Below are 26,458 nucleotides of genomic sequence, written 5' to 3' on the forward strand. Positions count from 1 at the left end.
GCCGCGTACTCCGCCGCTCTCAGGTCGCTTCGGCCGCGCAGGACCGGGCATGATCCGGGCCGGGTCGCCACCGACCTGGCGGTGATGCTCGCCGACACCGAGGAGACTGCACTCGCTTCGCTGCGAGCGGCCCGCAGTTCAGCCCAGGAAGTCGCCTGGATACAGGCCGCCGAGACCGGCGACGGCATACCTGCTGCCCGGGCCGGCGGACGAGAGCTTCCCGGCCTGGTTCTGGACCTCGACGCCACGCTGGTGACCTGCCACTCCGGTCGAACACGCCGACCTCGTGCAACCGTCCCAGCCGATGCCAGCAGGTCTGCCCCGAGCCGGACCCCAACTCCGGCGGGAGGAGTTGCCAGCTGATGTCCTGGTAGAGCACGTACAGGATGCCCTGTAGGCACAGCCGGTCGGACACCGGCCGTGGCCCCGGAGCCCGCTCGGGGCCACGGCGGCAGCAACGGTTCGACCACTGCCCACAGTTCGTCGTCCACGATCCACGGCCGCTTCCTCACACCTCATGAACAGCCGGAACACCGCCTACGTCACGGCTGACCAGCCACGATCACAAGATCCTGTTACGAGCTCTTATGAGAAGACCACGAGCATTCGCACCAGGCCGATCCCGCCGGTCAGTGGTGACAGTGCTTTGCCGATGACGGCACCGACTGCTCGGGGGCGGTCCGCCACTCGCATGGCACATCCCTCAGTGGGCGAGGTAGTCAGCAAGTCACCGGCGGAGAGCGCGCCATATTGGGCATCAGCCCTGACATAGACCTGGCCAGCAAGTGCGAGCGTCACCTGATGTGAACTGCCCGTTTCCCCCTGCATGACGCAGCCCGGAGCAAGTCCCCCAGCGCCCGACACCACCCCGGTCGCGCGTGTGTCGTACTCGCCCCTGCACGGGGCGAGGAGGCCATCCTCCTCGATAACGAGCACTGTCCCCGGTTCAGCATCCCCCTGTGCATCGAACGACTCCGCGAAATCGGAGCCCCCGGTATGGATTCGACCGGTGACATCTACATCCCCGAGGAAGCGCCCGGCCGGAGTGCCACCGGTCTGACTCGCACCCCAGACGCCGTCAAGGCCCTCGAGAAGACCGTTGACGACTACATGCCCGTCGAAATGACCGGCCTCACCGTTCTCGCTCTTGCCGTAGATACCGGCACCTTCGGCGCTGTGACCCACAACCCCTGCGCCGTCGGACTTGTCCTCTCCCCACACCGCCGCGGCTCCCGACTTGCCAGGAGCCCAGGTCTCCCCGTAGACCCCGTGCCAGGTCTGGCTTTTGCCGATCACTCCTGGACCACCCGTGGTGCCTTCGCCCATGACTCCGGCACCGCCTGTCGTGCTTTGTGTACTTCCGTACACACCCATCCAAGTCGTGCTCTCACCGATCACTCCGGTAGCCATGCTCGTGCCTATCACCGCGGCTTGCGACTCACTTTCAGAGCTGACGACAGGATCGTCGTTGAATTCAGGCATGGGAACTCCCCATGGAGAGGCGGGTTTGAGGTTTGAGGATTCACGAAAAGCAACGGACGTCGGCGCCTGCCAAGGCGGATCCCTACTCACTCGAACGTACGACTTGTAGGGGATGGCTGCAACATTGGGCAGCGCCTCGACCACCGGGTCCTACATGACGGTCCAACTCCCTCAAGGGCTCGTGGATGGGTCACTCTCCAGGCGCAGCCACTGGATGGCGGCGAGCGGGGCCGTCTTGTCCTCACGATCCAGTCGGCCACCACCGGCCTTTTACTGCCGGCCCCGGATCAACGGTTCCGGAGTGATCCAACCACTTCGAAGATCATTTCGTTAGGAGTTCTTAGCGTCGCGAGGTGTCTGCTCGCGCACCGCGCACATCACCGGCCACGGGTCCGCGAACACCCCCTGCAGGAAGTCGTCCGAGTACACCGACACAGCCAGCACCCCGGCCGTGGGACGCGCGGCGTCGACCAGGACGTGCATCGACGGCCCGCGCAGCCACGTCTGCACCAGGGTGCTGCCGCACTTCGAGCAGTACGGCATCGAGAGGTCGAGTCCTCGCCGCCTGCGCACCCTGGCGCCCTCGCTCGCCCGCCGTACGGAACGGCTTTTTCCTCACCCGGGCGCGCCTGCGCCCAACTCGCCTCGCCATCAAGCCCATTGAACATCAGTGGGACGTCGGGCATGGGCGGGTTGCCCGTCGCCCCGTCACCCGCCGACGGGCAACCCGTAGGGACCGCTATCGGGGTCCTTGTGCCAGGTGAACTGCCGGTCGGGCAGGACGGTCATGCCGAAGTCGTACAACGACGGCGCGCCCTGCTGTGCCCAGTGGTCGAGGACTCGCTCTGCTTCGTCGGCCAGGCGCCGCGGGCCCCCCTGATGGGCGATGGCTGCGCCACCTCCGCCCGGGGTGATGGTGGCCCAGGAGGAGCGGCCGTCGTGGAGGAAGGCGGTGACGGTTCCGTTGTCGTCGGTCCGGGTGAAGACCTCGACGTCGGGGAGGCAGACGCGCAGGATGAACAGCACGTTGCCGTCGCGCAGCCGCTCCGGGGCGAAGGTGACGGCGCGTTCGTCCTCGGCGGGCCGGTCGCCGCGGACCTGCCGCCAGCCCCGGCGGGCGTCGGCGGTGGTGCGGCTGGGCATGAATGCGGCCAGGCCCTGCATCCACCCGGTCGCCGACTTGCCGTCATCGGCGACGGTGAGCGCGACGTGTCCGAGCCGCCCCCAGGGGGTGACGATCCGTCCGCCCGGACGCGTCTGCTCGATCCACGTCCACGGCGCGGACTCGACCGCGTAGGTGGACACCACTCGGTCGTACGGCGCATTGTCGGGCCAGCCGAGCCCGCCGTCGCCGGTCTGTACAGCTACCCCGGCGCCCAGGGCTTCCAGCCGGTCCTGGGCTGCGGAGGCGAGGACGGGGTCCACCTCCACGGTGGTGACCAGGCCGGGGCCGGTCCGCCAGGCCAGCAGGGCGGCGTTGTATCCCTGGCCGGCGCCGAGTTCGAGGACACGGTGGCCGGGCTCCGGCATGAGGGAGTCGAGCATGTCCGCGATGATTGCCTGACAGGACAGACTGGAACTCGGTACGCCGTTGGTGACCTGGGTGATGGTCGGGTCGTCGGGTCCCGCGTAGACCTCGGCCGCCCACTGTCTTGGGTCGGCGTCCAGGTCAACAGGCAAGTAGGTGTAGCCGTCCCAGTGCCAGAGCCGGTCAGGGGCGAAGAGGTGGCGGGGCCGGTCCGCGATGGCCTCCCTGATCCATGGCGAATCCGCGGGCCAGGCCCTGCGTTCCTCCATCGCCGCCGCCAAGCGGACACGCCGTTCCTCGCAGTGGAGCACGCGGCCTCTACTTCCTGCGGGTGCCGGACGGGGGCGGCGGGGGAACCTGCCCGTCGCCATTGCCTGGTGGCGGGTTTCCCTTGCCCAGATCCGGGTCGGGCTTGCGATGATCACCCATCGGAGCCTCCTTCGATCGCACCGTCGACGAACTCCAGGATGGCGCGCCCGGTGACGCACCATCCTGTGAATGCCGGGTAATGGCCGGAACGAGGGGCGCCGACGGAGAGGGATGTCGCAACGCGACCTGGCCCTCAGCATCGACAAGTCGGAGTCGTGGGTGGGCCAGGTTGAGCGCGGGGTTCTGCCTCTGGACAGCCTTGCGACTGCCGAGACGGTGGCCGGGGCTTTGGGGATGGCCTCGGTCTTCATGCTTGCGCTCGATAAGCGATGGCCGCAAACCGATATCCGTGGAGGGCAGGGGGTGGAACAGTTAGGCCCTGTGGAGAGGCGGACGTTCATGCGCGGGGCCGTCGCGGTTCCGCTCGCGGGGAAGCTCGCGGCCGTCGAGCCGGGGCGCATCGCGTATGCGGCGAAGACCACGGCCGTTGACCCGGCGACGGCGCAGCAGTTGGGGATGGTGAGCGCCGCCTACCGCCGCGGCTACCAGACGATGCCCGCTCCGGCGCTGCTGAACGCTGCCCGGTCGCACTTCCAGCTCCTCGCATCGCTCCAGCCCGAGCGGCAGTCCGGCGAGGTGCAGCAGGGGCTGTTGTCGCAGATGGGGCAGATGGCTGCCCTGGCCGGCGCGGTCGCGTTCCTCGATCTCGGTGCCCGCGAGGACGGCAAGGCCTGCACGGCCACCGGCCTTCAGCTTGCCAAGGCATCCGGCGACCAAGACCTCTTCGCTCTGTGTTGGGCAGGACGAGCGTTCCAGACTGCGTACGAGGGCGACTGCGAGGGCGGGATGGACTGCTCGCTCGCTGCCGTCGATCACGCCAAGGGCGCGTCAGCCAGGATGCGGGCCTGGTGCGCTGCGGTGGCCTCCGAGATGCACGCCTCCACCGGCGACGAGAAGAATTGCCGAGAGTTCCTCGATAATGCCCGCGAGCACATCAACTCGCCGATGGACGACGACCGGTGGCGAGGCATCGGCTGGTTCGACGCGGCGAAGCTCGACGCCTACGAGGGCGGCGACCTGGTCCGCCTCGGACAGCACGAGACCGCGCTCGCCCGCCTCGCCACCGCCCTCGCACACCTCGATCCGTCGATGCGCCGCCACAGGGCCACCGCGCACGCGGACCGCGCCGACGCCTACACCACCGCCGGCCACCCCGAGGCGGCCATCGACGACGCCCACACCTCTCTGGCCCTCCTGGAGCAGGTGCACCACGACGAGACGCTGCGCCGCATCACTGTCGTGCACGCCCGTCTCCGACCGATGCGTCTGCCCGGAACACGGTCCCTTACCGAACACCTGACGGACGTCCGCCACAGCATGGAGACCGCGTGCCGCAGCACCGCTTGGGCCTGATCCTTGACTTCGGCGGCGTCCTCACCACCCCGGTACCGGACTGCGCCCGCGCGTTCGCCCGGCGCGAGGGCCTTCCCGAGGGTGAGTTCCTTCACGCGTTCGCCGTCGACCCGGTGGGCAAGGCCCTGTACGCGGACCTGGAGTGCGGAGCGATCACCCAAACAGAGTGGAACACCGCCATGGCAGCCCGTCTCGGTCTGGCGGACGCGCAGAACCTGCTCGGTCGTGTGCTGGCCGACCTGCACCCCGCGCCGCGCATGATCCGAGCGGCGCAAGGCGCACGCCGGGTCGGCGTGAGGGTGGGCATCCTTTCCAACAGCCTCGGGACCAGCCCATGCGACCCGTACAAGGGCTACGACCTGCACGAGATGTATGACGCGGTGCTGGTCTCCGAACATGCCGCCCGAACAACCGGGCAGTCCGTAGCTGTCGGTGTCAATCTCGGTCTGGTGGCGTAGCTGGACGCATTCCCAGGCAGGCAGGCGTTGCGCCGGACCTGGCGCCAACGCTGCCCTGCCTGGCGGCGTTCCCGGCCTCGGATTTCAGCGGGAGAGGAGGTCTCGAAGCGCCTTGGCGATGTCGGCAGGGGCTTCTTCGGCCATGAAGTGGCCGCAGGTGACGGTAGTGTGCCGCAGATCCGGTGCCCAGGCGCTCCACAGTGCTGCCGCGTCGAAGCCGAGGGCAGCGCCCCAGTCCTGTTGGAGCACGGTGACCGGCATCCGTAGACGGTTGCCGGCGTCCTGGTCGGCCTGGTCGTGGGCGACGTCGATGCCGGCAGAGGCGCGGTAGTCGGCCACGATCGAGGGCACCGCGTCTCGGCAGGCGTCCAGGTAGACGGCACGGACGTCGGCGGGAATCGTCTGCGGGTCGTTGGTCCAGATGTCGAGGAAGTGGCCGAAGAAGGCGTCCGGGCTGGCGGTGATCATCTGCTCGGGCAGGCCCGGGGGCTGGGCCATCAGGTAGAGGTGGAAGCCGACAGCAGCAGTGACACCGCGCATCACCTCCCACATGTCTACCGTCGGGAGCACATCGAGGCAGGCCAGATGAGTGATCGTCTCGGGGTGGTCGAGCCCGGCGCGGAAGGCGACCAGAGCGCCGCGGTCGTGTCCGGCCAGCGCGAAGCGCTCATGCCCCAGCGCGCGGGCCAGGGCGACGATGTCCGCGGCCATGGTGCGCTTGGCGTAGACGTTGCCATCGGTCTCGACGGGCTTGTCGCTCGCGCCGTAGCCGCGCAGGTCGGGGCAGATCACGGTGTGGTCGGCCGCGAGGTCGGCGGCGACATGCCGCCACATCAGGTGGGTCTGCGGGAATCCGTGCAGCAGCACGATCGGACTGCCCGAGCCGGAGACGGCCGCGTTAAGGCACACGCCGTCCGCGACGGGGACGCGTTGGTAGGTGAAGCCGGCGATGTCAGGCGTCATGGTTTCGCCCTTCCTTCCATAGGTGACCAGGTGCTTCACAGCCTGCTGGGGGCGGATGAGCATCGAATGAGCGCGTTACCGTAACCAGGGGCGATGCCAGGAAAGGAGTGTTCGAAGATGCAGGTCGCGTTCGGGGTGCTGGGGCCGGTGGTGGCCTGGGACGGTGCCGGAGGCGCGATCGCCTTGAAAGGGCCGCGGCACCGCGCCGTGCTGGCCCGGCTGATCATCGCCCGCCGCCGCGTCGTCCCGGTCACGCGCCTGGTCGAGGACCTGTGGGAGGACCCGCCCGCTGACGCGGTGGGCGCGGTGCGCACCTTCGTGGCCGCGCTGCGCCGCGCACTGGAACCGCAGCGCCCGCCTCGCACTCCGGCCCGGCTGCTGGTCACCGAGGGCCCGGGGTACGCGCTGCACGCGGAGCCGGACGCGGTGGACGCCTGGCGTTTCGAGCAGGCGGTGGCCGCCGCCGCGACCCTGCCGCCCCAGCCTGCGCTCGCCCGGCTGGAGGAGGCACTGGGATGGTGGCGCGGGCCTGCCTACGCCGACTTCACCGAGGAGATCTGGGCCCGTGCGGAGCGCTCCCGCCTGGGCGAACTGCGGCTGCACGCCGTCGAGCGCGGGGCCGAGGCCCGGCTGGCCCTGGGACTTGCCGCCGAGGCCGTGCCGGACCTGGACGCGCACGTGGCGGAGCACCCCTGGCGTGAGGACGCCTGGCGACTGCTGGCCCTCGCGCTGTACCGCACCGGCCGCCAGGGCGACGCGCTCGCCGTGCTGCGCCGGGCACGAACGCTCCTCATCGAGCAACTGGGGGTGGATCCGGGCCCGGGTCTGCGCCGCCTGGAGGCGGACATCCTCGACCAGGCCGCCCACCTCGAGCCCGCGTCCGGGGCAATGGGTCCGGCGGGGCGGGTGTGGGCGCAGGCGGCAGCCGCCTACGACCGCACCGTGGCATCCGGCGCCCGGGCGCGACTGGAGTCGACGGTGGGCCTGCTGCGCAATCTCGCGGTGACCGGAGGCGGGGGCCTTCAGGCCGCCCGCCAGCACCGCTTGGCGGCCATCACGGCGGCGGAGGAACTGGGCGACGCGGAACTCACCGCCCGCGTGATCGGCGCCTACGACGTCCCGGCGATCTGGACCCGGGTCGACGATCCGCAGCAGGCCGCGTGCGTCGTGGCGGCGGCCGAGCGCACCCTGGCCGCCCTCAGACCGGGTGCGCACCCGACGGCGCGAGCCCGCCTCCTGGCCACGATCGCCCTCGAGACACGCGGCACCCGCTCAGCGCTCGGGCCCCATGCCGCCCGGCAGGCAGAACAGATCGCCCGCCGCCTGGACGACCCCGCCCTGCTGGCGTTCGCCCTTAACGGTGTGTTCATGCAGACCTTCCACCGAGCGGGCCTGGCCCCGCGCCGGGACGAGATCGGCGCCGAGCTCGTCGACCTGTCCGCCCGACAAGGCATGGCCACCTACGAAGTGCTCGGACACCTCATCCGGCTCCAGGCCCGAAGCGCGCTCGCGGACTTCGCCGCAGCCGACGGGCACGCGGCCTGCGCAGACCGCTTGGCCGAGCGCCACGAGCTGCCGCTGGTCGGCGTGTTCACCCATTGGTATCGGGCGCTGCGGCTCGCCGAGAGCGGCGGGACATCGATTGCAGAGGCGGAGGCGACCTACCAGGACGCCGCAGCGCAACTGAACGGAGCCGGCATGCCCGGACTGGAACGTGGGCTATTGCCGCTCGCCCTGCTGTCCCTGCGCCTGCGGCACGCACAGCCCGCCCAGGCCGACGAACGCACCGACTGGGGACCCTTTGAGCCTTGGACCCGCCCCCTGGTGCTGCTGGCCCAAGACCGCGGCGGTGAGGTCACGGCAGCCCTGCGCCAGCTCCCGGAACCGCCCCGCGACCTGATGTTCGAAGCCCTATGGTGCCTTGCCGCACGAGCGGCGATCGCCGTCGGCGACCGGAAGACGATGGAGCGCGCCTTCACGGAGCTCACCCCCGCAACGGCGGAGCTGGCCGGGGCAGGCAGCGGCCTGCTCACCCTGGGCCCAGTCGCGAAGCACCTCGACGACCTCGCTACTGCTCTCCAGCATCCTCGGTGAGCAGATCGCACCACTCGTCCGGGACCCATGACGCCAAACTCAACCGCCGAGGCGCCGTGTGTGTCCTGACTCCTTGCCCTCCGCGACGACAACATGCCGCGACCACCGCACAGGGCGAGCCTGGCAGGTGGCCAACTCCCCGAGTCCTTTTAGCGCTGTGACCGCATAGATCCACCGGGGTCTTGTGGTCTGCGGGTGTGTGAGTCCGCTGTTCCCCGGTTTCGGCTGGTCGCAGGGCTGAACGACCTCGTTTGCGTGGTTGTAATCGACTTGCTGTCGTTCCGGCGGGCGGGCAAGGTCTGGATCATGCTTGAACTGTGCACTTTGGAATCAGACGACTGGCCCCTTTGGCGGGAGTTGCGGCTGGCGGCGTTTGCTGAGGCGCCCTATGCGTTCGGATCGACGCTGGCGGAGTGGCAGGGTCCGGGCGATCGGGAGGAACGCTGGCGTGCGCGTCTGTCGATTCCCGGCGCGCACGATCTCGTCGCGCTCCTCGACGGCCTTCCGGTGGGCATGGTCAGCGGAGTGCCGGGCGAGGAAGTAGGGAACGTGGAGTTGATCTCGATGTGGGTCAGCCCCGGGGTTCGGGGCCAGGGCGTGGGTGACTACCTGATCGAAGAGGTCGAGCGGTGGGGGACGGAGCGCGGTGCCACGACGCTGCGGTTGTCCGTGATGCCGGACAACCACCAGGCGGCCGCGCTCTATGAGCGGCACGGTTTCACGGACACGGGTGAGCCAGGCGACCTTCTGCTCGACGGCGTTGGCAGGGAGCGGGTCATGGCGAAGAGCCTGGCTGTCGTCTGATCTCCGCACCTGGGCACGGCGGGGTCTCCCACTTGGTCAGGCTACGGCGGCGAGAGGGCGGCCGCCCCGGCGGATGCCCTTCGCTGTGGGCCCGGGCGCGTTCGCGGCGCTGGGCAGCCAGGGCGTCGGGGTGCCGGGCGTTCGGCATGGACGAGAAGACCGCGATTCGCTATGCGAACTCTGCTCGCGCACTCCTGGGACAGGCCGCTGAACAGCCACGACATTGAAACCCGCTCGACCTGGGCGGCCCTGTCAAGAGATCATGGGTGGATGCCGTCGACCGAATCACTAGCACGTGACCTGCAAAACCTCGCCGCTCTTTGGAGCATCGGCGGGATCCGCGCAATCAAAGTCGTCGACGCCGCTTGCAACGCGCTCATAGCCGGACTCGACAGCCCCACATTGAGGACCCTGGCCGCCTGCACCCGAGCCGAGGCAGGCTACGACGTTCCCGAGCTCCTTCCGAAGGCTCTCAGCGAGCTGGGGCTCGACTTCTACCCGTACGACAGCGATGCTGGCAGGGAAGCTGCCGCACGCGCGCTCGCAGGCCAGATGCTGGCTGGTGAGATGACGCCCCGGGAGCTCGCTTTCCACATTCATCAGAACTTTGGCCATGAACTGCCACTGGCTGAACGACTCGCCGAACTTGACGACGAGTACGACATCCTCGAGTACGGCGACAGAACAGCGGAACAGGTTGACGCTGAGGTTGCGGCCGAAGCCCGCCGCCTTGCAGACCACCCTCGCGTTTCACTCGAACCCACGGATACTTCGAGCTAAGACACACCGACCGACCCGTGAGTTCATGTTGAATAACCTTTAGTTCCCTGAACTCACGGACATCACGGGGTAGCCGACTGGTGAGCTCGCGTATTCAACGGTCACGAGTTCTCTGTGGGGTCCAGCCTGATGGTGACCGTAGGTGTTCCCCAGCGGCATAGCGGCTCCAGGTGTCTCCGGCTTCGGAGGCGATTCTGGTTGTGGTGACGTGGTGGTAGCCGAGGGCTTCCGCGACGACGGGTGCTGGCATCTCCAGGACGTGTTGTCGGATGGCCGCGGTGCGGCCAGCGATGGTGGGGATGCCCAGGTCGTTGATGAGGGCTGCGAGGGTGTCGGGGTGCATCGGCTGCCCGGCCCTGCGGCCGGGGAACAGCCACCGGGAGTCGCGGTTGGTCGCGGTGTTCATGTTGTCCCGGTTGTCGATCCAGTGGAGCAGGAGCCCCGCGGCTGGCTCGGGGACCGGGGATGGTGGGTCGCCGAGCCGTAGCAGCACGAGGCCGTTGTCGTTGGTGACGTCGTCGATGGTGAGCCGGACGACGCGGCTGAGCGGTTGTGCGTAGAGCAGGACGATGGTTCCGGCGATGCGGGTCCGCAGGGGAAGGCCGTGGTCGGCGAGGAGGCGGCCGAGCAGGTTCACGCGCTCGTGCTGCGTGATCGGGGACGCCCGGCGGGTTGCGGCCGTGGGCAGCTGGAAGCGCCGGGTGAGCTTGCTGGCCATGCACCACAGCAGGAAGCCCCGGATGCAGTTGCGGGCGTGTTCGTTGTGCTCGACGTGCCAGGCGTCGATGTCAGCCTGGCGGCAGGTGGTCAGGGCGATGCCGTGGTCGGTGAGCCAGTTGAGGAAGACCGTGGCGTGTTTGACCTGGTCTCCGGCGAACCGGCGGCTGGCGGGGGTGACCGGCTTCCTCTCCGCGCGGGTCCGAAGTCGTGCGAGGACTTCCCAGGTGGCGAACCGGCGGACGACCTGGGTGTGTTCGGGGTCGGTGATGGTGGCGAGGTGGCTGACGAGCCATCGTTCGAACGAGCAGATCTGCTTGTCGATGGCGGGCAGGATGCCGCAGTCCATGAGGAGCTCGCGCAGGTGGGCAGCGGCCCGCCAGGGCTGGAGCGTGTGGAATGCCTCGTGGGTGAGCTGGATGTCTCCGCGGCCGAGCCGACGCAGCAGGTCGTCGGCGGAACCGGTGCGTCCCTTGCGCATGTAGAGCCAGGTCAGGCCGGAGAGCGGGTTGTCCATGGCGAGGAGGGAGTCGGCCAGCGGGACGAGCTCGGGGCGGATGCGTCCGGAGCCGTCATCGAGGAGCTCGGCGAGCTTGTCGGCGAAGGTGCACCGGGTGCACAGATGTCGGCCGTGCAGTTTGCCCTCGAAGCCGCATCGGGAGCACTCGTAGGAGACGGTGAAGCCTGCGCAGGCCGGGCAGATGGGGGTGCGGTCGCCGGGCCGCAGGCCAGGAAGTGCCCGGTCGGTGCCGCAGCCCGGACAGCATCCGCGTACTCGCAGTGCCTTGTCGTGGCAGGTGCGGCAGACGTAGCCGTCCGGCCAGCAGGCGGCGAACCAGCCGTGGCGTCCGCAGCGGCAGCAGGTCCTCTTGTGCCAGCGTTCGAGCTGTTCAGGGGTGCAGGAGGGGCTCATGCGTCGGGCAGGATCCGGGCGGGGCGGGGCCTGAGCTTCGTGGCCGCCGTCGGCGGGGCCGGGGCGTCATCGGAGGCGGTCTTGCGGACGCCGGCGTTGACGGCGGTGGTGGTCACCAGGTCCGCCGGGGTGCAGGCAAAGATGTCGCAGAGCGCGGCCATGACCTGGAGCGAGAGCCGTTCGGGGGTGCCGGAGACGAGGCGGTGGACCTGTGAGGCGGACAGCTCGATGCCGCGGTCACGCAGCAGCGGGACAAGTGCGGTGGTGGTGAACATGTCGTGGGCTGCCATCACTTCACGAAGCTTCCACGTGTAGCTGACTTTGCGTTTCATGCCTGCTCTACCTTCCTGCGTGGGTTGCCCCAGCCATTCGTAGGGTTGCGGCACCCAGGGGAGCTGGGTGTGGCTTTCATGCCTGTGCCGTTCGTGGCTCCGGAGGCTTGGCCGCCCGGCTCCCCACGACGACTCGGCCGCCGATTGGGAAGTGCGAGAAGGTCGCTGTGTAGAGCAATGCCGGCGAGGTCGTCCGTGGTACACGAACAGGCACGATCTGTGGGGGGCACGATGAACAGCCGGATCTGGGCCGGGATCGACTGCGGCAAGACGCACCACCACTGCGTGGTCGTCGATACCGAGAGCAAGACTCTGCTGTCGCGGCGGGTGGCCAATGACGAGGAAGAACTCCTCCAGCTGCTGGGCGACGTGCTCGCCATCGCCGACGACAACACCGCAACCTGGGCCGTCGACATGACCGGAGGAGAACCAGGACTGCTGATCGCGCTGCTGGTCAACCACGGCCAGGAACTCCTCTACGTTCCCGGCCGCGTCGTCAACCGTGCCTCCGACGCCTACCGCGGCGAAGGAAAGACCGACGCGCGTGATGCCCGCGTGATCGCTGATCAGGCTCGGATGCGCCGCGACCTTCAGCCGGTCCGCGCCGGTGACGAGGCGGCCATCGAGCTGAAGCTGCTGACCGGCCACCGTATCGACCTGGTCGCCGAGCGCACCCGCATGGTCAACCGCCTCCGCTCCATCCTGACCAGCATGTTTCCTGCCTTGGAACGCGCCTTGGACCTCACCAATGTGGGGCCGCTGGTCCTGCTGGCGGGCTACCAGACTCCGGCCGCGCTGCGGCGCATGGGCCGCAACCGGCTGGTCACCTGGTTGCGTAACCGCAGGGTGCGGGGCGCCGAGTCCCTCGCCGAGGCCGCGTTCGAAGCAGCCGAGCGGCAGCACACAGCCGTCATCGGGGAGAAGGCCATTGCCACGATGGTGTGCACTCTGGCCAAGGAGGTGACAGCCCTCAACGAGAAGGTCGCCGAGATCGACAAGCTCATCAAGGGCCGGTTTCGCGAACACCGGCTTGCCGAGGTGATCTCCAGCATGCCCGGCATCGGACCCCTGCTCGGGGCGGAGTTCCTTGCCGCCATCGGCGGCGACCTGGGCTCCTTCCCCACCCCGGACAGCCTCGCGGCCTTCGCCGGCCTGGCCCCGGCACCACGCGACTCCGGCAAGACCAGTGGGAACCTTCGCAGACCTCAGAGGTATCACCGGCGCCTGCAGCGCGTCTTCTACACCTCCGCGCTCTTCAGCATCCGAAGCGATCCCAACTCCCGGCAGTTCTACGACCGGAAGAGGGCCGAAGGGAAGCGGCACATCCAGGCCGTGCTCGCCCTGGCCCGCCGACGCGTCAACGTGATCTGGGCCCTGATTCGTGACGGACGGTGCTACCAAGTCACACCTCCCGCAGCCGCCGCCGCGGCTTGACATCAGGCATTGGGAAGCCTCCCGTTCTGGCTTTCCAGGGCGGCCGCGATGGTGGCGTCCAGGTGCCGGCGCAGGGTGCGGGTGCGGAAGTCCGAGCCGACGCAGGTATAGATCGCGGTGGTGCTGGCGTGCTCATGGCCGACTTGTTCCTGGACGAACCGGGGGTCCCAGCCGTCCTCGATCAGGTGCGTGACGTAGGACCTGCGGAAGGAGTGGAAGTCCAGCCCGTCGTCCAAGCCGAGGGCCTCGCGGTAGGCGACGAAGCGGGAGTTGAGCCGTTGGCAGCCGATCCGCAAGCCTCGTTCGGACGGCCAGGCAGCCGGGTTTCCGTCCGTGCCGAGAAGAGGCCGGACCTCGGTGAACCATTCGTCCAGGACGTCGGGGGTCCAGTCGAAGACGGTCAGCACGCTGCGGCGCTTGGGCGGCGAGCCCTTCTTTGCCTTGCCGAACCGCACCTGGCACCGGCCGTACTCGCCGAACTCGGCCCCGTGCGGGTTGCGGCCGAAGTCGGCGGCGTCCAGCATGCGCGTCTCGTTGCGCCGCGTCCCGTAGGAGTACGCGGTCTTGAAGAGCGTCGCGTCACGGAAGGCGGGCAGCCAGCCCTTGCGGCCGAAGGCCCGGATGCGGGCGACCTCGTCGTCGCAGTAGGAGAAGAAGGCGTGCAACTCCGCCTTGGTGAAGGGGCGCTTCTTCGCGTCTGACTCGTTCTCCTGGACGTGCACGGCGGTGTTCCACTCGTGCACGACCTGGACGGGATGGGTGCCGAAGCGTTCTTCGCAGGTGGCGGCCCATTCGTAGAGCGGGTCGGTGGCGAAGTGGCAGAACGCGCGGACCGCTTCCGAGTAGGAGCGGATCGTCGAACGCTTCAGGTCCCGTAGCGACCGCAGGTCCCCGAGCCACTCGTCGACCATCGCCGGCGTCCACTGCCAGGGGAAGGCGTTCACGTAGGCGGTGAACGCCTTCACCGTGTTCTCCCGGCCCTCGACGGTGGAACGGGCCAGGTTCCGCACGAGCTGCTGGTTGGCGAACCCCTTCAGTATCACGGAGAAGACCTGCTCTTCGGGCCGCAGCAACGCGACCCCGTCCACCAGATGCAGCCTCGCCGCCCCCGGCACCGTCCCGAACACCACTGGCCCGCCACCCTCCGTCACTCGCACCGGATGCGAGAAAACCGCATCAGATGCGAGTGCGTGAAGATCCCGCAGGTCATCCAGCCGTACGAGTGACAACGGCTGGTAGCGACGCCCCGGTGTCCGCTACGGTCACCGTCGTCTCCGTGCAGAAGACCCCCTGGTCATCCAGGTCCGCCCACACCCGCTCGGCGGTCCTTCGCGAACCGTCGCGAGTTCGCATCCGATGCAATTGGCGGCGTTTGGATCATCGGCCGCAAAAACAACGGATATCACTGGCCTGCGCCGATGCCGGGGGCCCGGGCGGTGGTCGACTTGCCTTTGACCGGGAACCGCTGCCCGTCGGAGGAGGGCAGCGTGCCGCCGCCGAAGGTGCGGGTGAGCGGGAGGCGGTGGTGGTAGTAGTTGACCACCGCGGCGTTCGCTGCGGCCAGGGTCTCCTTGCGCAGGTACCACTCCTGGGTCCAGGCCAGGATGTCGTAGGAGATCGAGCACGCCTCCGCCATCCGTACCAGGCCCAGATTCGTCGCGTTCGCGATCAGCACGGCTGCGCTCGGTACCCAGCGGGGCCTCGGCAGCAGCGAGCCGATCGTACGCGGCGGCCTGGGCGAAATGGCGGTGGCCCACGCAGTGCGCTTGTCCTGAACGCCTTCGCGGCCGATCGAAGGCCTCCGGCAAGCTCGCCCGCCGCCCCGAACTCGACCGGGCACTCGACGCCCTGCACGCCGGCGACGAACTGGTGGTCACCAAGCTCGACCGCCTCGGCCGCTCCCTGGAGAACCTCATCGAGCTGTCCAAACGGCTGGAGGACGACGGCGTTGCCCTGGTCGTGCTCGACCAGGGCAACGACACCTCCACCGCGATCGGCCGGATGTTCTTCCAGATCCTCGGCGTCATCGCCGAGTTCGAGCACGCCCTGATGTCCGAGCGCACGATGGACGGCCTGGCCGCCGCCCGCGCCCGCGGACGCACCGGCGGGCAGAAACCAACCTGGCCTTCGCACAGCGGACCGCTCAGACGGTTCCGCAGCTGCACCACCACATGGTTCCCGGCAGCCCCGCGACCGTGTACTACGCGGCCGTCGAAGTCCTTGCGGGGCTGCCGGTGACGGACGCCCTGAACGCGTACGCGGTCACGGCCACGATCAAGCGGGCCGTCCTCGAGGCTGTCATCGACCAACAGGCCCCCGGCACCCACTTCACCGGTGCGGCCGGCGACGCGGTGCTGTCCGCTTCCTCCCTCTACCTGGCCGACCTGATCCGGGGCCGGAACCGGCGGCGGACGTGGAGCCATGCCCAGGCTCACGCCCGGCTGCGGAACACCACCATGCGGGACGTTCTCGCCCGCAACTGGCCAGCTGCCTGTACGACTCTCTAGCGGTGTCGGTGAAGAACATACAGCCGAAGCTCGCGTGCATCGGCAGCCTCTTCACGTACTGCTCCGGCGGAGTCCATGGATTCGCCAACGTGATCCCTCCCCGATGAGACGCTTGTCAGGCGCCTTGGTAGACGACGTGGAAGTGCAGGTGTTCTTCACGGTTCGCATGTCTCATGAGACATGGGCTCCTGATCCTGGTGTATGGGGGTGGTTCACTCGTTTCGGGGGTGGAGCAGGGTGACGTGGCTGTGTTGTCCCTCCGGGAGCCATTGCCGACGCTTTCGGAAGGCGCTGGGCACAACCAGGCTGATCGACATCGGCGAGATTTGAATTCGCCAGGATATTTGATATGGCGCCTTGTCGATGTCGGGGCCGTATGGCGCCGCCCTTACGGCCCCCTTCCAAACGGCACTTCGGCGTGGTAGAGCCCCGACGGCTGTGCGGCAATGGGCTTGGCTGAGGGATGAAACCGGTCAGATCTCGTCAGGCCGGATCCTGTGGACACTGACGCGGTGATCCACGCATACCCTCATGGAGCTCACGAGCACGGCGAGTCGGAACGTCGTAAAGCCTCCATCCCGTGGCAAGTCCGGCCAAGGAAGAGTGATTCATGACGACGCACGCGTTCGCAGCCTCCCAGCAAGTGCAGTTCCCGATCATCGAATCGTTTACCCAGAACACCGTCACCAACCCGCACTGGAAGCTGCTGGGCAGCGCGCAGCTGAACGGCGGCAGCCTGGAACTCACCCCCAATACCGCCGCGCAGGCCGGGACGGCCTTCCTCGACCAGCCGTTCTCCTCATCGCTCGGCGTCACGATCGACTTCGACTACTCCTGCGAGGGCGGCAGCAGTGTCGGATTCGGAGACGGCTTCAGCGTCTATCTGATCGACGGGGAGCAGACGACAGGCCCCGGCGGCAGGGGCGGGGCGCTCGGCTACTCCTTCACGAAGTCCGGGCCGGACACGATCGTCACCCCTGGGGTCACGGCCGGGTACGTGGGCGTCGGCTTCGACAACTTCGGGAACTTCGCCACGGCACTCGCCGGTACGGGGGGCCCGGGCCGGCTTCCCAACACCGCCGGGGTACGCGGCTCCGGCAGTCTGAGGGAAGGGTTCCGCTGGCTCACCGGCGTTCAGGTGCCCGGCGGGTTCCGCGGGCCGTGGGAGGCCGGTGCCCACATCCAGGTGTCCGTCATCGACGGCCGGCTGACCGTACGGCATGCCGACAAGGCCAACCCGAACGGCAGCCTGCTGATCGACGACTTCGACCTCGCCAGTGCTCCCGGGCAGACGCAGATGCCCGAGACGTTCAAACTCGGCTTCGCGGCGGGTACGGGCGGTGCCACCGCGGCCCACCGGATCAAGAACCTCAAGGTCGCCCTGCCCGTGAACATGCCGCTGGAGATGAGCGGCCCGCAGACGGCGAAGTCGGGCGACCGGGTTACCTACGGCATCAGCGTCGAGAACCTGGGCCCCAACGATGCCCCGGACGCCGTGGTGGAGGCCACTGTCCCGGCGGAGCTCACCGACCTGGAACTGACATGCCAGGGCGAGAACGGCGCCGTCTGCGGAACCGGTTCGGTCCTGGAGGGCCTGCGCCTGCCGATCGATCTTCCCAAGGGCAGCAAGGCGATGGTCAGCCTGAGCGGTACCATCGACCACCGGTACGAGGGCCGCCTGACGTGTATGAGTCTGATCAAGTCGCCGACGCGCGCCAACACCGCCGAACGGCACTCCGGTTCGGTCACCACCGACGTCGAACTGCCCCGCGTGAGCGTCGAATACGTGCAACACCCCGGGTGGCCCCAGGACTACCCGGAGGACGCGAAGGGGTGGGTCATCAGCTACGACTTCACCCTGTCCGCCAACGAGGAGCGGGTGGTGAAGTGGGAGGTCTCCTACACCGTGCCGCTGGGAACCCGCGTCAACCCGACAGAGACATACTGGTTCACAGTGACCAAGGACGGCAGCGACGGCAACGTCATCCTCACCTCCCCTGACAAGGGACACAGCATCGAACCCGGCACACCCCTCTCCTTCCGTGTGCAGATGCTCTACCGGAGCCAGCACGATGCCGGCGACGGCAAGCTGGGCAACGTCCGCGCCATCGAGGTGACCTCGCCGTAAGGCCCGACCGCACAGTGATTTCGCCCAGAGCGGCACGAGCGCAGGGCAGACCGCTGCTTCGCAGGGAAGCAGCGGTCGTGTCGTAACTGGTTACCAGGCTCTGTAACCACTCAAGTGTGTCGCCTCAACGTTCGGCTTCGGCCGAGCGCACGGTCCAAGCACGCTTGCTCACCCATCGCCACGCCTGTCACGGTGCGGGGCGCCTCCCTCACTCACCTCCGCACTCGGCGGTAAACGGCTTCCAGCATGTGACGACCGCCGTCAGATATCGACAAAGAGGCCGCGCGCCTCTCCATCTTCCTTCAAGGGGCGTGCAGTTGCCTCAAGGTGGTCTTATCGGAGTTTTTCCTCCACCGGGGCCCTTGGCAGGTGTGGCCAGAATACGCCGGGCGCACCATCCACGCCGTTGAGGCGCGCAAGCCGATGGGTAAGCACCGGTGCACCACCGGCTGCCCGAGCCGCACACAGGGCCACAGCAGCGGATGCCGTACAAGCAATGAGGCTTGTGAGGTTGTGGACAGCGCGCGAGGACGGTCCGGCTGGTTGCCGGAAAGCCGGGAGGGAAGCTGTGCCTCAATCCCCCAGCACCTGTTTGAAACTCCTCTGTTGGAGGAGGCCCGATGAGGCGGGGAACAGTCCGCCTCCGCCCCACGGGGCATCGCGACCGAACACGATTGGCTACTGGCGTGCAGTCAGTCCATGGCCTCGCGCCGACTGTCCGGCACCGGGTCCCCTCCTGGAGGTTTTTCCAGGCGGCTGGGCAGGCCCGTCACCGCGGTGTACGCGGGCCTGATCGCGGCCCGTCCGTGCCGCCCGCTCCGTCCTGGGGGGCTGACGTTGCGCCCGCTTTCCCCGCCCGCCAGCGTCGAGCTCGCCCCCGTCCGCCGCCACTTCGCCACGCTCGGCGTTCCCCTGTCCGTCATGGATCGCGCCGGGCGACCACCGGGCCGGGCAGACGAAGGCCACCACCTGAGACACCGCCGTAAGAACGCCGTCATGAACGCCCCGACTGGAGGAACGATTCGTATGCCGCACGCCTACTACTGCGCCAAATGCAAGAACGAGCAGACCGACCCCTGTGACGCCGAACGCCTCGCCGACATCCTCGGGTTACCCCTGTGGTTACCCAAGGACAAGGCCGGTTCGTTCGGATTCCCCGACGGCGCCCTGGCGTGCCAACGGGCCATTGACGAAGCCGATTGCGTCATCCGCCAGCCGCCGATCGGCCGTGACTGCGCCTGGGAACTCGGCTACGCCGCGGGCACCGGGAAGAAGATCTACGTCATCGGTCCTCTGCCGGAGGACGACTGGATGACCAAAATCGACATCCACTACGTCGACCCGGCCGCCTTGGCACCCCGCTCCCGGCAGCCCCATGCCAACGGCGGGCCGATCAGTGTGCCGGCCTTTGCGGCACAGGATCGAATGCAGGATCGAATAGGCGGCGGCGCATCGCGCCGGCGACCCGGGCTGCCCGACCACGCGTACACCAGGGTGGCGGCGATCGACTGCGGTACCAACTCGCTCCGGCTCATCGTGGCCGACCTGCCCTCGGCGGAGCGTGGTCCGGCCGCGCGGATGGTCGAGGTGGCGGAACGATTCGACATCGTCCGCCTGGGGCAGGAAGTCGGCCGCACCGGGAGACTCGCGAGGGAGGCCGTCGACCGAGCGCGTGCGGTCCTCGCCGACTACGCGGCGCTGATCACCGCGTTCGATGTCGAGCGCGTTCGGATGTGCGCCACCTGGGTCTCGCGAGGCTCCGCCGACAGCGAGGAGTTTCTCGCCCTGGTGCGCGACACACTTGGCCTGACGAGCGAGGTGCTGTCCGGCTGGCAAGAAGCTCATCTGGCCTTCGCGGGAGTCACCCGCGCCCTGGCCGGTGGGATCGAGGCCCCGTACCTGATGGCCGACATCGGCGGCGGCTCGACCCAGTTCGCCCTCGGATCCTCGGACGCCGAGCATGCCGCCTCCGCCGACCTCGGGTGCGTACGGATCGCGGAACACCATCTGCGCACCGATCCGCCGACACCGCAGGAGATCGCCGTGGCCGAGGAGGCCATCGGGGCCGAGCTCGACGAGGCGCTGGAAGCGTTGCCGGGGTGGCAGGACGCCACCCTGATCGGGGCCTCCGAAGCGGTCACCACCGTGGCGGCGATCGCCTGGGCAGGGGCGTTCTCCTCGGCCGGACACCACCCCGGATACCTGACCTACCACGAGGTGGACCGAGTAGTGATCGATCTGCTGGGGACCACAGCGGCGCAGCGGTCCCGGATCCCCGGCATGCACCCGGACATGGTGGACGTGATCGTCGCGAGCGCGCTGGTGGTGCGCGCCACGATGAAGCACACCGGCAAGGAAACGATGGTCGTCAGCCGGCACGGACTCCTGCACGGTATCGCCTGGTCGCTCGGTGACCGGCCGCCGCACACCGCTTCCCCCTCGGCTGCTGCCATCGGCAACGGAAAAGTACGGTCGTGAACCTCATCGTCGGTATGACCGGTGCATCGGGTGCCGTCATCGGCGTGCGCACCCTGCAGGCATTGCGGGCCCTGGACGTGGAGACCCACCTCGTGCTCACCCGGTGGGGGCGCACGCTAGTGGAATACGAGACCGATTACACCGTGCAGGATCTACGCGCGATGGCCGACCATGTCCACGGCCCCGGAGACCAGGCAGCCGCGATATCCAGCGGGTCCTATCCGACCGACGGGATGATCATCGCCCCGTGCAGCATGAAAACGCTGGCCGCGATCCGGGCGGGGTACGCCGAAGACCTCGTCGTACGGGCGGCCGATGTCACGCTCAAGGAGCGGAGGAAACTCGTCCTCGTCCCCCGTGAGGCGCCACTGAACGAGATCCACCTGGAGAACATGCTGGCCCTGGCCCGCATAGGCGCCCTGATTCTTCCGCCGATGCCGGCCTTCTACAACCACCCCAAGACCATCGACGACATCATCATGCACCTCGTGGCCCGCATCCTCGACCACTTCGGTCTCGAACTCCCCGCCGCCTTCCGCTGGAAGGGCGGGCTCAGCAGACCCCAAGTCGAGCTCGCGACGGACCCGGCCGCAGAAGCACCCACAGATGCGCACGCGTAGCAAGACACCTATGCCCGAGTGCTGCGCCGCCGCCCTAACGTGATGCGACTGGATCTCCTTCGGCTCCGGCATCGGGCTGCGGGACTGGTACCGCCCCCAGGACTTCCTTCCCAGCAGAGTTGAGAGCGTAGTCCCTGCCTCGAGCTCCCTGGCCGAGAGCACGAACCGGGTGATGCTCGAGTCCGGGCTGGCCGCGGACAGCACTCGTCGGGAGGCTGGTGCGCTCCTCGACGAGTACGACTCCGACGCCTGGAAACCCGCCGACGTCGAGCGGGCCTTCGCCGAGGACCTGGCGCGCGGTCGCCTCTCGGGATCGCAGCTGCGGGCCGCCCTGCGTGAGGCGCCACCCGGCCGTCTTACCGACCTGATCACCCGGGCTACCCCTGCATTCGAACAGACCCGGACGGACGGCGCGGCCGAGAAGCTGCGGCTGGCCTTGCGGCCGCTCCTCGACAAGCTCGCCCCATTGCCGTGACCGCCCGGTCGGCTGCCTTCCAGGTGCCGGGCGGCCGACGGCGGCGGAGCCTGGAGCGGTGGCTGCTCCAATCTCCGTGCACCGGATCGACGCGCGAGGCGGGCGCCGCGTGACCGCTCGCCGAGGTGGCGTCGAACAGCCGATCGGCCGCGCCTACCGGGATGCCGACCTGGTGGAGTTCATGCGCAGGATCGGCGTGCAAGATCCCGAGCTGTTGCTGGACGATCCGGAGACGGTGGAATGGCTGACCGACCCGCCGCACCAGTGGGCGACGCAGTGACCCTTGCCCCGGCTTCGGTTGACGACGAACTGGCCGCCTACATCACAGATCGGCTTCCGAGGCCGGAGGAGTCTCGCGCTCGAAGGTGTGCCACTGCGTGGTGAAGCGCAGGGCGTGATCGCTTTACCGGTGAGCTCGCGAAACCGGTCGGCGATCTCGCCTCGTCGGAGCCTGGCACCATCCTCGGCGAACACAGGACCGGTCCGGCAGCCCCCGATCAATGTCTTCAGTCGCTCGGCAGTGGCTGCGCTGATTTCCTCTTCACGGTTCCCCTCCTTGGTGTTCTTGAGGTGGAGGATCCCGTTTTCCAGGTTCACGTCGGGAACATCCAGCACGATGGCCTCCTCGATCCGCACGTCGTGGTTCGAGACCAGCGTCCATAGGGCCCGCCGCATACGAATCGCCGACGGTGAGCCGCTTGATGCGGTCCGAGTCCACGCTGTAGTCGACGACGTGGTGGCCCACCTCGGCGGCGTGCACGGTGAGCGGCAGTCCCACGTAGCCTTGCCGGCGACGACAACATCCATGACGACTCCAATCTGGGTAGGGAGCGGCTGTGCCCCTGGTTTCTGTGGTGATGCCGGTACACAACTCGGCTGCCACGCTCGGGTCCTCTGTTCGGTCGGTGCTGGCGCAGGCCCACACCGATCTCGAACTGCTGATCACCGACGACGCGTCCTCGGACGACTCGATGGATCTGCTGAGAGAGCTGGCCCGGCAGGACGAGCGGGTCCTGCCGGAGGCGGCGGCCCGGCAGGGGGGGCGCGGCCCGGGCCCGGAACCTGGCCATCGCGCGGGCCCGGGGTGACTACATCGCTTTTCTCGACAGTGACGACATGTGGCTCCCGACGAAGCTGGAGAAGCAGCTCGCCTTCGCCGCGACGGCCGGGACGCCGCTGACGTTCAGCTCCTACTTCAAGATGGACGCCGACCACGACGGAGAGGCCGTCGACTTCGTCGCGAACGGGCGGGTGGTGTGGGCGCCGGCCCGAGTGGACTACCGCGCGATGCTGGTCCACGACCACATCGGGGCCCTGACCGCTATGTACGACCGCAACGTCCTGGGGACGAGGCTGATGCCGGACATGCCCAAGCGACAGGACTACGCGCTGTGGTTGTCGATCATGCGTGACGGTGTTGACGCCCGGGCGGTGCGGGAACCGCTGGCGGTCTACCGGGCCCAGCGGGCGGGATCGCTGTCCTCGAACAAGCTGGGCTTGGTCCCGTTCAACTGGGCCCTGTACCGGGAGCACGAACATCTCTCGGTACCGCGGTCCGCGCGTGCGCTGGCAGGTGCGGTCTGGCACTCGTTGCGGAAATCGCGCATCTAGCGCCCGTGCACGAGGGCGGGGCGAGCGGCGGCCCGACCGGGCCCCGCCCCGTGGCCGTGCCGCGTGCTCGGCGGCTCGACCCGGGGCAGGACTCGGTGGGTCACCGGTGCCGTCGGTCGGCTACGCCGCCGAGTCGGCGCCTGCCCTCGCACGCAGGAACAACTGGAGGAGCAGGCGCCTGTCGGCGGCGGGGACGGTCTCCTGACCGCTGCGGAGCGCCTCCCGGCCGTGCAGGAAACGGCGCCTCGGCGCCGTGGGCGACTGGCATGCCTCCGGACAAGAGATGTGGCTCGACGGCACTACCGACCCGAAGAGGGGGCTACCACCTTGCGTGCGCACTCCGGACGACAGAGCGATTCGGCTTGCAGCCTGCCCGCCAGTAAACAACCGGTCGGCCGTCGGCCGCGCTACGGCGTTGTGCATCTACCACACTGATCGACCGCGGGAATGTCAGCGGCCTCATCGCCACCGAGTCCGGCATCGTCCTGTACGAGGAGCTGTGCTTCAAGATGATCTCCTGCCACCCGAGGATGGTGTGCGGCCAGTGCGGTGACGCCTCTCACTCCGGTCCCGAGCGGGGCAGGTCGAGACCGGAACCGATGTCTCCTCGCGGACGTCGCCCTTCTCGTCGAACACCGTGTCCAGCAGCATCCGCATGGAAGGCTCAGCAACAGGTGTCATGGCAGAGGTGGGTTCCTGTTCATGCTGTCGCCCGCGCGAGGCTATGGAGTGATGCGCGTACCGCGGCTGCGCCGCGTAGTGCTGCTGCCACCGCGCCGCTGGCCTGCTCGGGCTCGCCCTCAGCTTCGGCCGTCTCGCGGCGGCATTGTCGGCACAGGATTTCATCGGCCACGGGTCGGAACAGCTGTGTTTGTACGTGCGTGCCCTGGCACTCCCGCGTCCCGGCCAGCCGAGAGGATGAAGCAGCCATCTGATCCCCGTCCGCGCGCGGTTGAGGACGCGCTGGTGGGTCCGGCATCTTGCGGGTGAGGCGGTTGTAGGTCAGGCCTGCGGGGGAGTGGACGGCTGGGGGCAGTCCGGAGGTGAGGGCGTCGCGGAGGTCGGTGATGTCGGCGCCGCGGTGGAACCACTGGCCGGCTATCGGTGCGAGTGCGGTGATGTCTTGGCCGGAGAGCCGGAGCTGACGCTCACTGTGGGAGATCGCTGCGAGGGCGAACGCCCCCTGCTCGACCAACGGTGCCGGAAGGAGCGGAGCGGGTGTCTGCGGTGCGGCCGTCGCCTTGAGAGGCGGTTTTTCCTCCGGCCTTGCCGCAGCGTCGAGGTCTGCTTGCCTGTCCGGAGGGGAGGGCGGGGCGGGAGGGTTGGGGGTGTTCTCTTCGGTGTTCTTCTGGGAACGGCCGACGGACCGAGTTCTCGGCCCACCGGCGGTCGGGATCCCGCCCGCCGGGCATCCGTTCCGCACCAGGGCCGCATCTTCCTCGGACAACGGGACACTGGAGATTAACTGCGTGGTCGACCACCGACCGGCCGCGTTCTGCAGCCGCCATTCGTGAAGGAAGCCCTCGGCGGTGAGCTCGCGCTTGGCGCACATGAAGCCGGCCCGCTTGATTCCTGCCCGTTCCGCGGTCTTCGACAGCGGCTGATCGGCGCCCGGCGGAAGCGACAGCTGCCAAGTCAGCAGACGCACCGCGTCCGACGACAGACGCGGATGACGAATGATCTCGTTGGACACCTGCGTGAAGAACGACGCAGGCGCGATAACATGCCTGTACATCTCGGGGGACTCTCTTCCCTCGTGGTGTAGACCCCCGTGTCGGTGCTCCAACACCGACCGGGGGTCGCTTCGTCTCCCGCACGAAGCAACCTGATGCGGGCACCGTACCCCATCCGTCAACTCCCGTGCAGGGAAAGGTTATAGAGGAGCCGTCTCTCGTGCAGGGTGCGGCGAGCCTGTCCCTGTGGGGGCGGGGTGCCCCCGTCAGGCCGCGGTTCGCGGTCTGACGGGGGCCTGGTTCTACTTCGCGGGTCGTCCGAGCTGGTGGACGGTCCAGCCCGTCGCGCGCCAGGGCTCGGGGTCGAGGACGGTACGGCAGTCGACGAGCAGGGGGTTTGCCGGGCGGTCCACGAGGGCTTGGGGGCTGGCCTGCTGGTACTCGGGCCAATCGGTGGCCAGGACGACGAGATCGGCGCCGTTGAGGGAGGCGAGCAGATCGTCGGTGTAGTCGAACTCGGGGTTGCGCGTCATGGCGGTGGCCACGGCCTGCGGGTCGTGGATGGTGACGGTGCCGCCGGCCTGTTGGAGGGCCTGGGCGAGCGCGAGAGCGGGGGACGCCCTGACGTCATTGGTGCCCGGCTTGAAGGCGGCACCCCATACGGTGATGGCAGCGCCTTGGACCGGCCGGCCGAGTGCTGCGGCCACGAGGCTCATCGCCGCGGCGGTGCGGCCCTCGTTGATTTTCTCAGCGGCCCGCAGGAGGGTGGCGGCGTCGTCCGCGCCGAGCTGCCGGGCGGAGGCGGTGAAGGCGCGAATGTCCTTGGGGAGACAGCCGCCGCCGTAGCCGATGCCGGGCCTCATGCCGCCGCTGCCGATGCGGGGGTCGATACCGAGGATCTCCACGATCTGGGAGATGTCGCCACCGGCGGCCTCGCACATGTCGGCGACGGCGTTGATGTAACTGATCTTCAGGCCGAGGAAGGTGTTCGCCGCGCCCTTGGCGAGTTCAGCGGTCTGCGGGTCGGTGACGAACAGGGGGACGCCGGTATCCAGGATGGGGGCGTAGACAGTACGGATCGCTTTCTCGGCTTCGGCGGTGGTGAGGCCGGCGATGATGCGGTCCGGGCGGAGGGTGTCCTGCACTGCGTGTCCTTCGCGGAGGAACTCGGGATTCCATACGACGTCGACGCGTTCGCCGGCTGGGGCCAGGCGTTGTGCGAGGGCGGTGACCTGGCTGGTCGTGCCGACGGTGACGGTGGACTTCCCGATGATCGTGCACGGCCGGTCGAGGTGGGGGGCGAGTTGACGGATGGCGCCGTAGACCTGCCCGGTGTCGTAGGAGCGGCCGTCGGCGTCGATGGGGGTGCCGACGCCGATGAAGTGAATCTCGGCGAGGTCGGCGGCCTCACGGATGTCGGTGGTGAAGCGGAGGCGCCCGCTCGTGGTGTGGCGGTCGAGGAGTTTGGGCAAGCCGGTCTCGTAGATGGGGCATTCGCCGGCGTTGAGCCGGTTGACCTTGGTCTGGTCGACGTCCACGCCGATGACCTCGTGGCCGAGGTCGGCCATCGCCGCCGCGTGCGGGATGCCGAGGTGACCACAGCCGATCACGGAAACGCGCATTGCAGATCCTGTCTTCTCTTGTCTGGGTCTGGTCGGGGGCACACCGTGCCCGGTGTG

General features: G+C 68.5%; 23 protein-coding genes and 4 pseudogenes. 14 read left to right on the forward strand and 13 right to left on the reverse strand.

The window, feature by feature from the left end; all coding sequences use genetic code 11:
* Positions 1–19 precede the first annotated feature (19 nt).
* The 4 genes and pseudogenes from ABD269_RS35350 to ABD269_RS11915 form a co-directional block, all read right to left on the reverse strand.
* Positions 20–424 (reverse strand): annotated as a pseudogene (locus tag ABD269_RS35350) (transposase); the annotation flags it as partial.
* A gap of 161 nt (positions 425–585) precedes the next feature.
* Entirely contained in the window at positions 586–1,482 is an 897-nt protein-coding gene (locus ABD269_RS11905; protein ID WP_344117767.1) for a hypothetical protein, read from the reverse strand.
* A 330-nt stretch (positions 1,483–1,812) separates the two neighbouring features.
* Positions 1,813–2,055, reverse strand: a complete 243-nt coding sequence (locus ABD269_RS11910) for a hypothetical protein (RefSeq protein ID WP_344117768.1) — start codon at positions 2,053–2,055, stop codon at positions 1,813–1,815.
* 135 nt (positions 2,056–2,190) lie between these two features.
* Positions 2,191–3,321 (reverse strand): methyltransferase domain-containing protein, encoded by a 1,131-nt coding sequence (locus ABD269_RS11915; RefSeq protein ID WP_344117769.1) that lies wholly within the window; start codon positions 3,319–3,321, stop codon positions 2,191–2,193.
* Positions 3,322–3,550: 229 nt separating this feature from the next.
* Here ABD269_RS11915 and ABD269_RS11920 point away from each other — a divergent pair, with 229 nt between their 5' ends.
* Entirely contained in the window at positions 3,551–4,792 is a 1,242-nt protein-coding gene (locus ABD269_RS11920) for an NsdA family TPR-like regulatory protein (protein WP_486387801.1), read from the forward strand.
* Positions 4,768–5,250: an HAD family hydrolase gene (locus ABD269_RS11925; protein WP_344117772.1), complete on the forward strand. Its 483-nt coding sequence runs from the start codon at positions 4,768–4,770 to the stop codon at positions 5,248–5,250. The genes ABD269_RS11920 and ABD269_RS11925 overlap by 25 nt, the downstream gene beginning before the upstream one ends.
* Before the next feature lie 84 nt (positions 5,251–5,334).
* On the opposite strand, the gene ABD269_RS11930 is transcribed toward ABD269_RS11925, so the two are convergent.
* The gene (locus ABD269_RS11930; protein WP_344117773.1) at positions 5,335–6,213 is read right to left on the reverse strand and encodes an alpha/beta fold hydrolase; all 879 of its coding nucleotides are present in this window, start codon (positions 6,211–6,213) and stop codon (positions 5,335–5,337) included.
* A gap of 117 nt (positions 6,214–6,330) precedes the next feature.
* On the opposite strand from ABD269_RS11930, the gene ABD269_RS11935 reads away from it, so the two are divergent.
* Positions 6,331–8,307 (forward strand): AfsR/SARP family transcriptional regulator, encoded by a 1,977-nt coding sequence (locus tag ABD269_RS11935; RefSeq protein WP_344117774.1) that lies wholly within the window; start codon positions 6,331–6,333, stop codon positions 8,305–8,307.
* Between the two features lie 306 nt (positions 8,308–8,613).
* Positions 8,614–9,111 (forward strand): GNAT family N-acetyltransferase, encoded by a 498-nt coding sequence (locus ABD269_RS11940; RefSeq protein ID WP_344117891.1) that lies wholly within the window; start codon positions 8,614–8,616, stop codon positions 9,109–9,111.
* Positions 9,112–9,147: 36 nt separating this feature from the next.
* Here the strand turns inward: ABD269_RS11940 and ABD269_RS35355 are convergent.
* A pseudogene (locus tag ABD269_RS35355) lies at positions 9,148–9,253 on the reverse strand (integrase); the annotation flags it as partial.
* Positions 9,254–9,381: 128 nt separating this feature from the next.
* On the opposite strand from ABD269_RS35355, the gene ABD269_RS11945 reads away from it, so the two are divergent.
* Complete coding sequence (locus ABD269_RS11945) at positions 9,382–9,891, forward strand: hypothetical protein (protein WP_344117775.1); 510 nt, start codon at positions 9,382–9,384, stop codon at positions 9,889–9,891.
* A gap of 94 nt (positions 9,892–9,985) precedes the next feature.
* Here the strand turns inward: ABD269_RS11945 and ABD269_RS11950 are convergent, their stop codons facing one another.
* Together ABD269_RS11950 and ABD269_RS11955 are read right to left on the reverse strand one after the other, a co-directional pair.
* Entirely contained in the window at positions 9,986–11,521 is a 1,536-nt protein-coding gene (locus tag ABD269_RS11950; protein ID WP_344117776.1) for a hypothetical protein, read from the reverse strand.
* The gene (locus tag ABD269_RS11955; RefSeq protein WP_344117777.1) at positions 11,518–11,853 is read right to left on the reverse strand and encodes a helix-turn-helix domain-containing protein; all 336 of its coding nucleotides are present in this window, start codon (positions 11,851–11,853) and stop codon (positions 11,518–11,520) included. Before ABD269_RS11955 ends, ABD269_RS11950 begins: the two co-directional genes overlap by 4 nt.
* Positions 11,854–12,084: 231 nt before the next feature.
* On the opposite strand from ABD269_RS11955, the gene ABD269_RS11960 reads away from it, so the two are divergent.
* Complete coding sequence (locus ABD269_RS11960; protein ID WP_344117778.1) at positions 12,085–13,287, forward strand: IS110 family RNA-guided transposase; 1,203 nt, start codon at positions 12,085–12,087, stop codon at positions 13,285–13,287.
* 2 nt (positions 13,288–13,289) lie between these two features.
* Here the strand turns inward: ABD269_RS11960 and ABD269_RS11965 are convergent, their stop codons facing one another.
* A complete protein-coding gene (locus tag ABD269_RS11965) occupies positions 13,290–14,417 on the reverse strand; it encodes a tyrosine-type recombinase/integrase (RefSeq protein WP_344117779.1) in 1,128 nt (375 codons plus the stop codon).
* Between the two features lie 272 nt (positions 14,418–14,689).
* Positions 14,690–14,962: a Tn3 family transposase gene (locus ABD269_RS11970; protein WP_344117780.1), complete on the reverse strand. Its 273-nt coding sequence runs from the start codon at positions 14,960–14,962 to the stop codon at positions 14,690–14,692.
* A 2-nt stretch (positions 14,963–14,964) separates the two neighbouring features.
* Between ABD269_RS11970 and ABD269_RS11975 the strand changes: the two genes are divergently transcribed.
* The 8 genes and pseudogenes from ABD269_RS11975 to ABD269_RS12010 all read left to right on the forward strand — a co-directional run bounded on the left by ABD269_RS11975 (position 14,965) and on the right by ABD269_RS12010 (position 23,106).
* A complete protein-coding gene (locus ABD269_RS11975; RefSeq protein ID WP_344117893.1) occupies positions 14,965–15,525 on the forward strand; it encodes a recombinase family protein in 561 nt (186 codons plus the stop codon).
* Positions 15,522–15,794, forward strand: a complete 273-nt coding sequence (locus ABD269_RS11980) for a hypothetical protein (protein ID WP_344117781.1) — start codon at positions 15,522–15,524, stop codon at positions 15,792–15,794. Before ABD269_RS11975 ends, ABD269_RS11980 begins: the two co-directional genes overlap by 4 nt.
* A 610-nt stretch (positions 15,795–16,404) precedes the next feature.
* On the forward strand, positions 16,405–17,922 hold the full coding sequence (locus tag ABD269_RS11985) for a hypothetical protein (RefSeq protein WP_344117782.1): 1,518 nt from the start codon (positions 16,405–16,407) through the stop codon (positions 17,920–17,922).
* A 1,026-nt stretch (positions 17,923–18,948) separates the two neighbouring features.
* Complete coding sequence (locus tag ABD269_RS11990) at positions 18,949–20,400, forward strand: Ppx/GppA phosphatase family protein (RefSeq protein ID WP_344117783.1); 1,452 nt, start codon at positions 18,949–18,951, stop codon at positions 20,398–20,400.
* Positions 20,397–21,020, forward strand: coding sequence for a UbiX family flavin prenyltransferase (locus ABD269_RS11995; RefSeq protein WP_344117784.1), 624 nt, complete (start codon positions 20,397–20,399; stop codon positions 21,018–21,020). Before ABD269_RS11990 ends, ABD269_RS11995 begins: the two co-directional genes overlap by 4 nt.
* 172 nt (positions 21,021–21,192) lie before the next feature.
* Entirely contained in the window at positions 21,193–21,495 is a 303-nt protein-coding gene (locus ABD269_RS12000; RefSeq protein ID WP_344117785.1) for a hypothetical protein, read from the forward strand.
* Between the two features lie 109 nt (positions 21,496–21,604).
* Positions 21,605–21,775 (forward strand): hypothetical protein, encoded by a 171-nt coding sequence (locus tag ABD269_RS12005; protein WP_344117786.1) that lies wholly within the window; start codon positions 21,605–21,607, stop codon positions 21,773–21,775.
* Between the two features lie 556 nt (positions 21,776–22,331).
* Positions 22,332–23,106 (forward strand): annotated as a pseudogene (locus ABD269_RS12010) (glycosyltransferase family 2 protein).
* 364 nt (positions 23,107–23,470) lie between these two features.
* Here ABD269_RS12010 and ABD269_RS35360 read toward each other — a convergent pair.
* The 3 genes and pseudogenes from ABD269_RS35360 to ABD269_RS12020 form a co-directional block, all read right to left on the reverse strand.
* Positions 23,471–23,563, reverse strand: a pseudogene (locus ABD269_RS35360) (glutaredoxin domain-containing protein); the annotation flags it as partial.
* Between the two features lie 243 nt (positions 23,564–23,806).
* Positions 23,807–24,841, reverse strand: a complete 1,035-nt coding sequence (locus tag ABD269_RS12015; protein WP_344117787.1) for a hypothetical protein — start codon at positions 24,839–24,841, stop codon at positions 23,807–23,809.
* 240 nt (positions 24,842–25,081) lie between these two features.
* Entirely contained in the window at positions 25,082–26,401 is a 1,320-nt protein-coding gene (locus ABD269_RS12020; RefSeq protein WP_344117788.1) for a UDP-glucose dehydrogenase family protein, read from the reverse strand.
* Between the last annotated feature and the right edge of the window lie 57 nt (positions 26,402–26,458).

The organism is Streptomyces blastmyceticus, assembly GCF_039521185.1.
Classification (GTDB): Bacteria; Actinomycetota; Actinomycetes; order Streptomycetales; family Streptomycetaceae; genus Streptomyces; species Streptomyces blastmyceticus.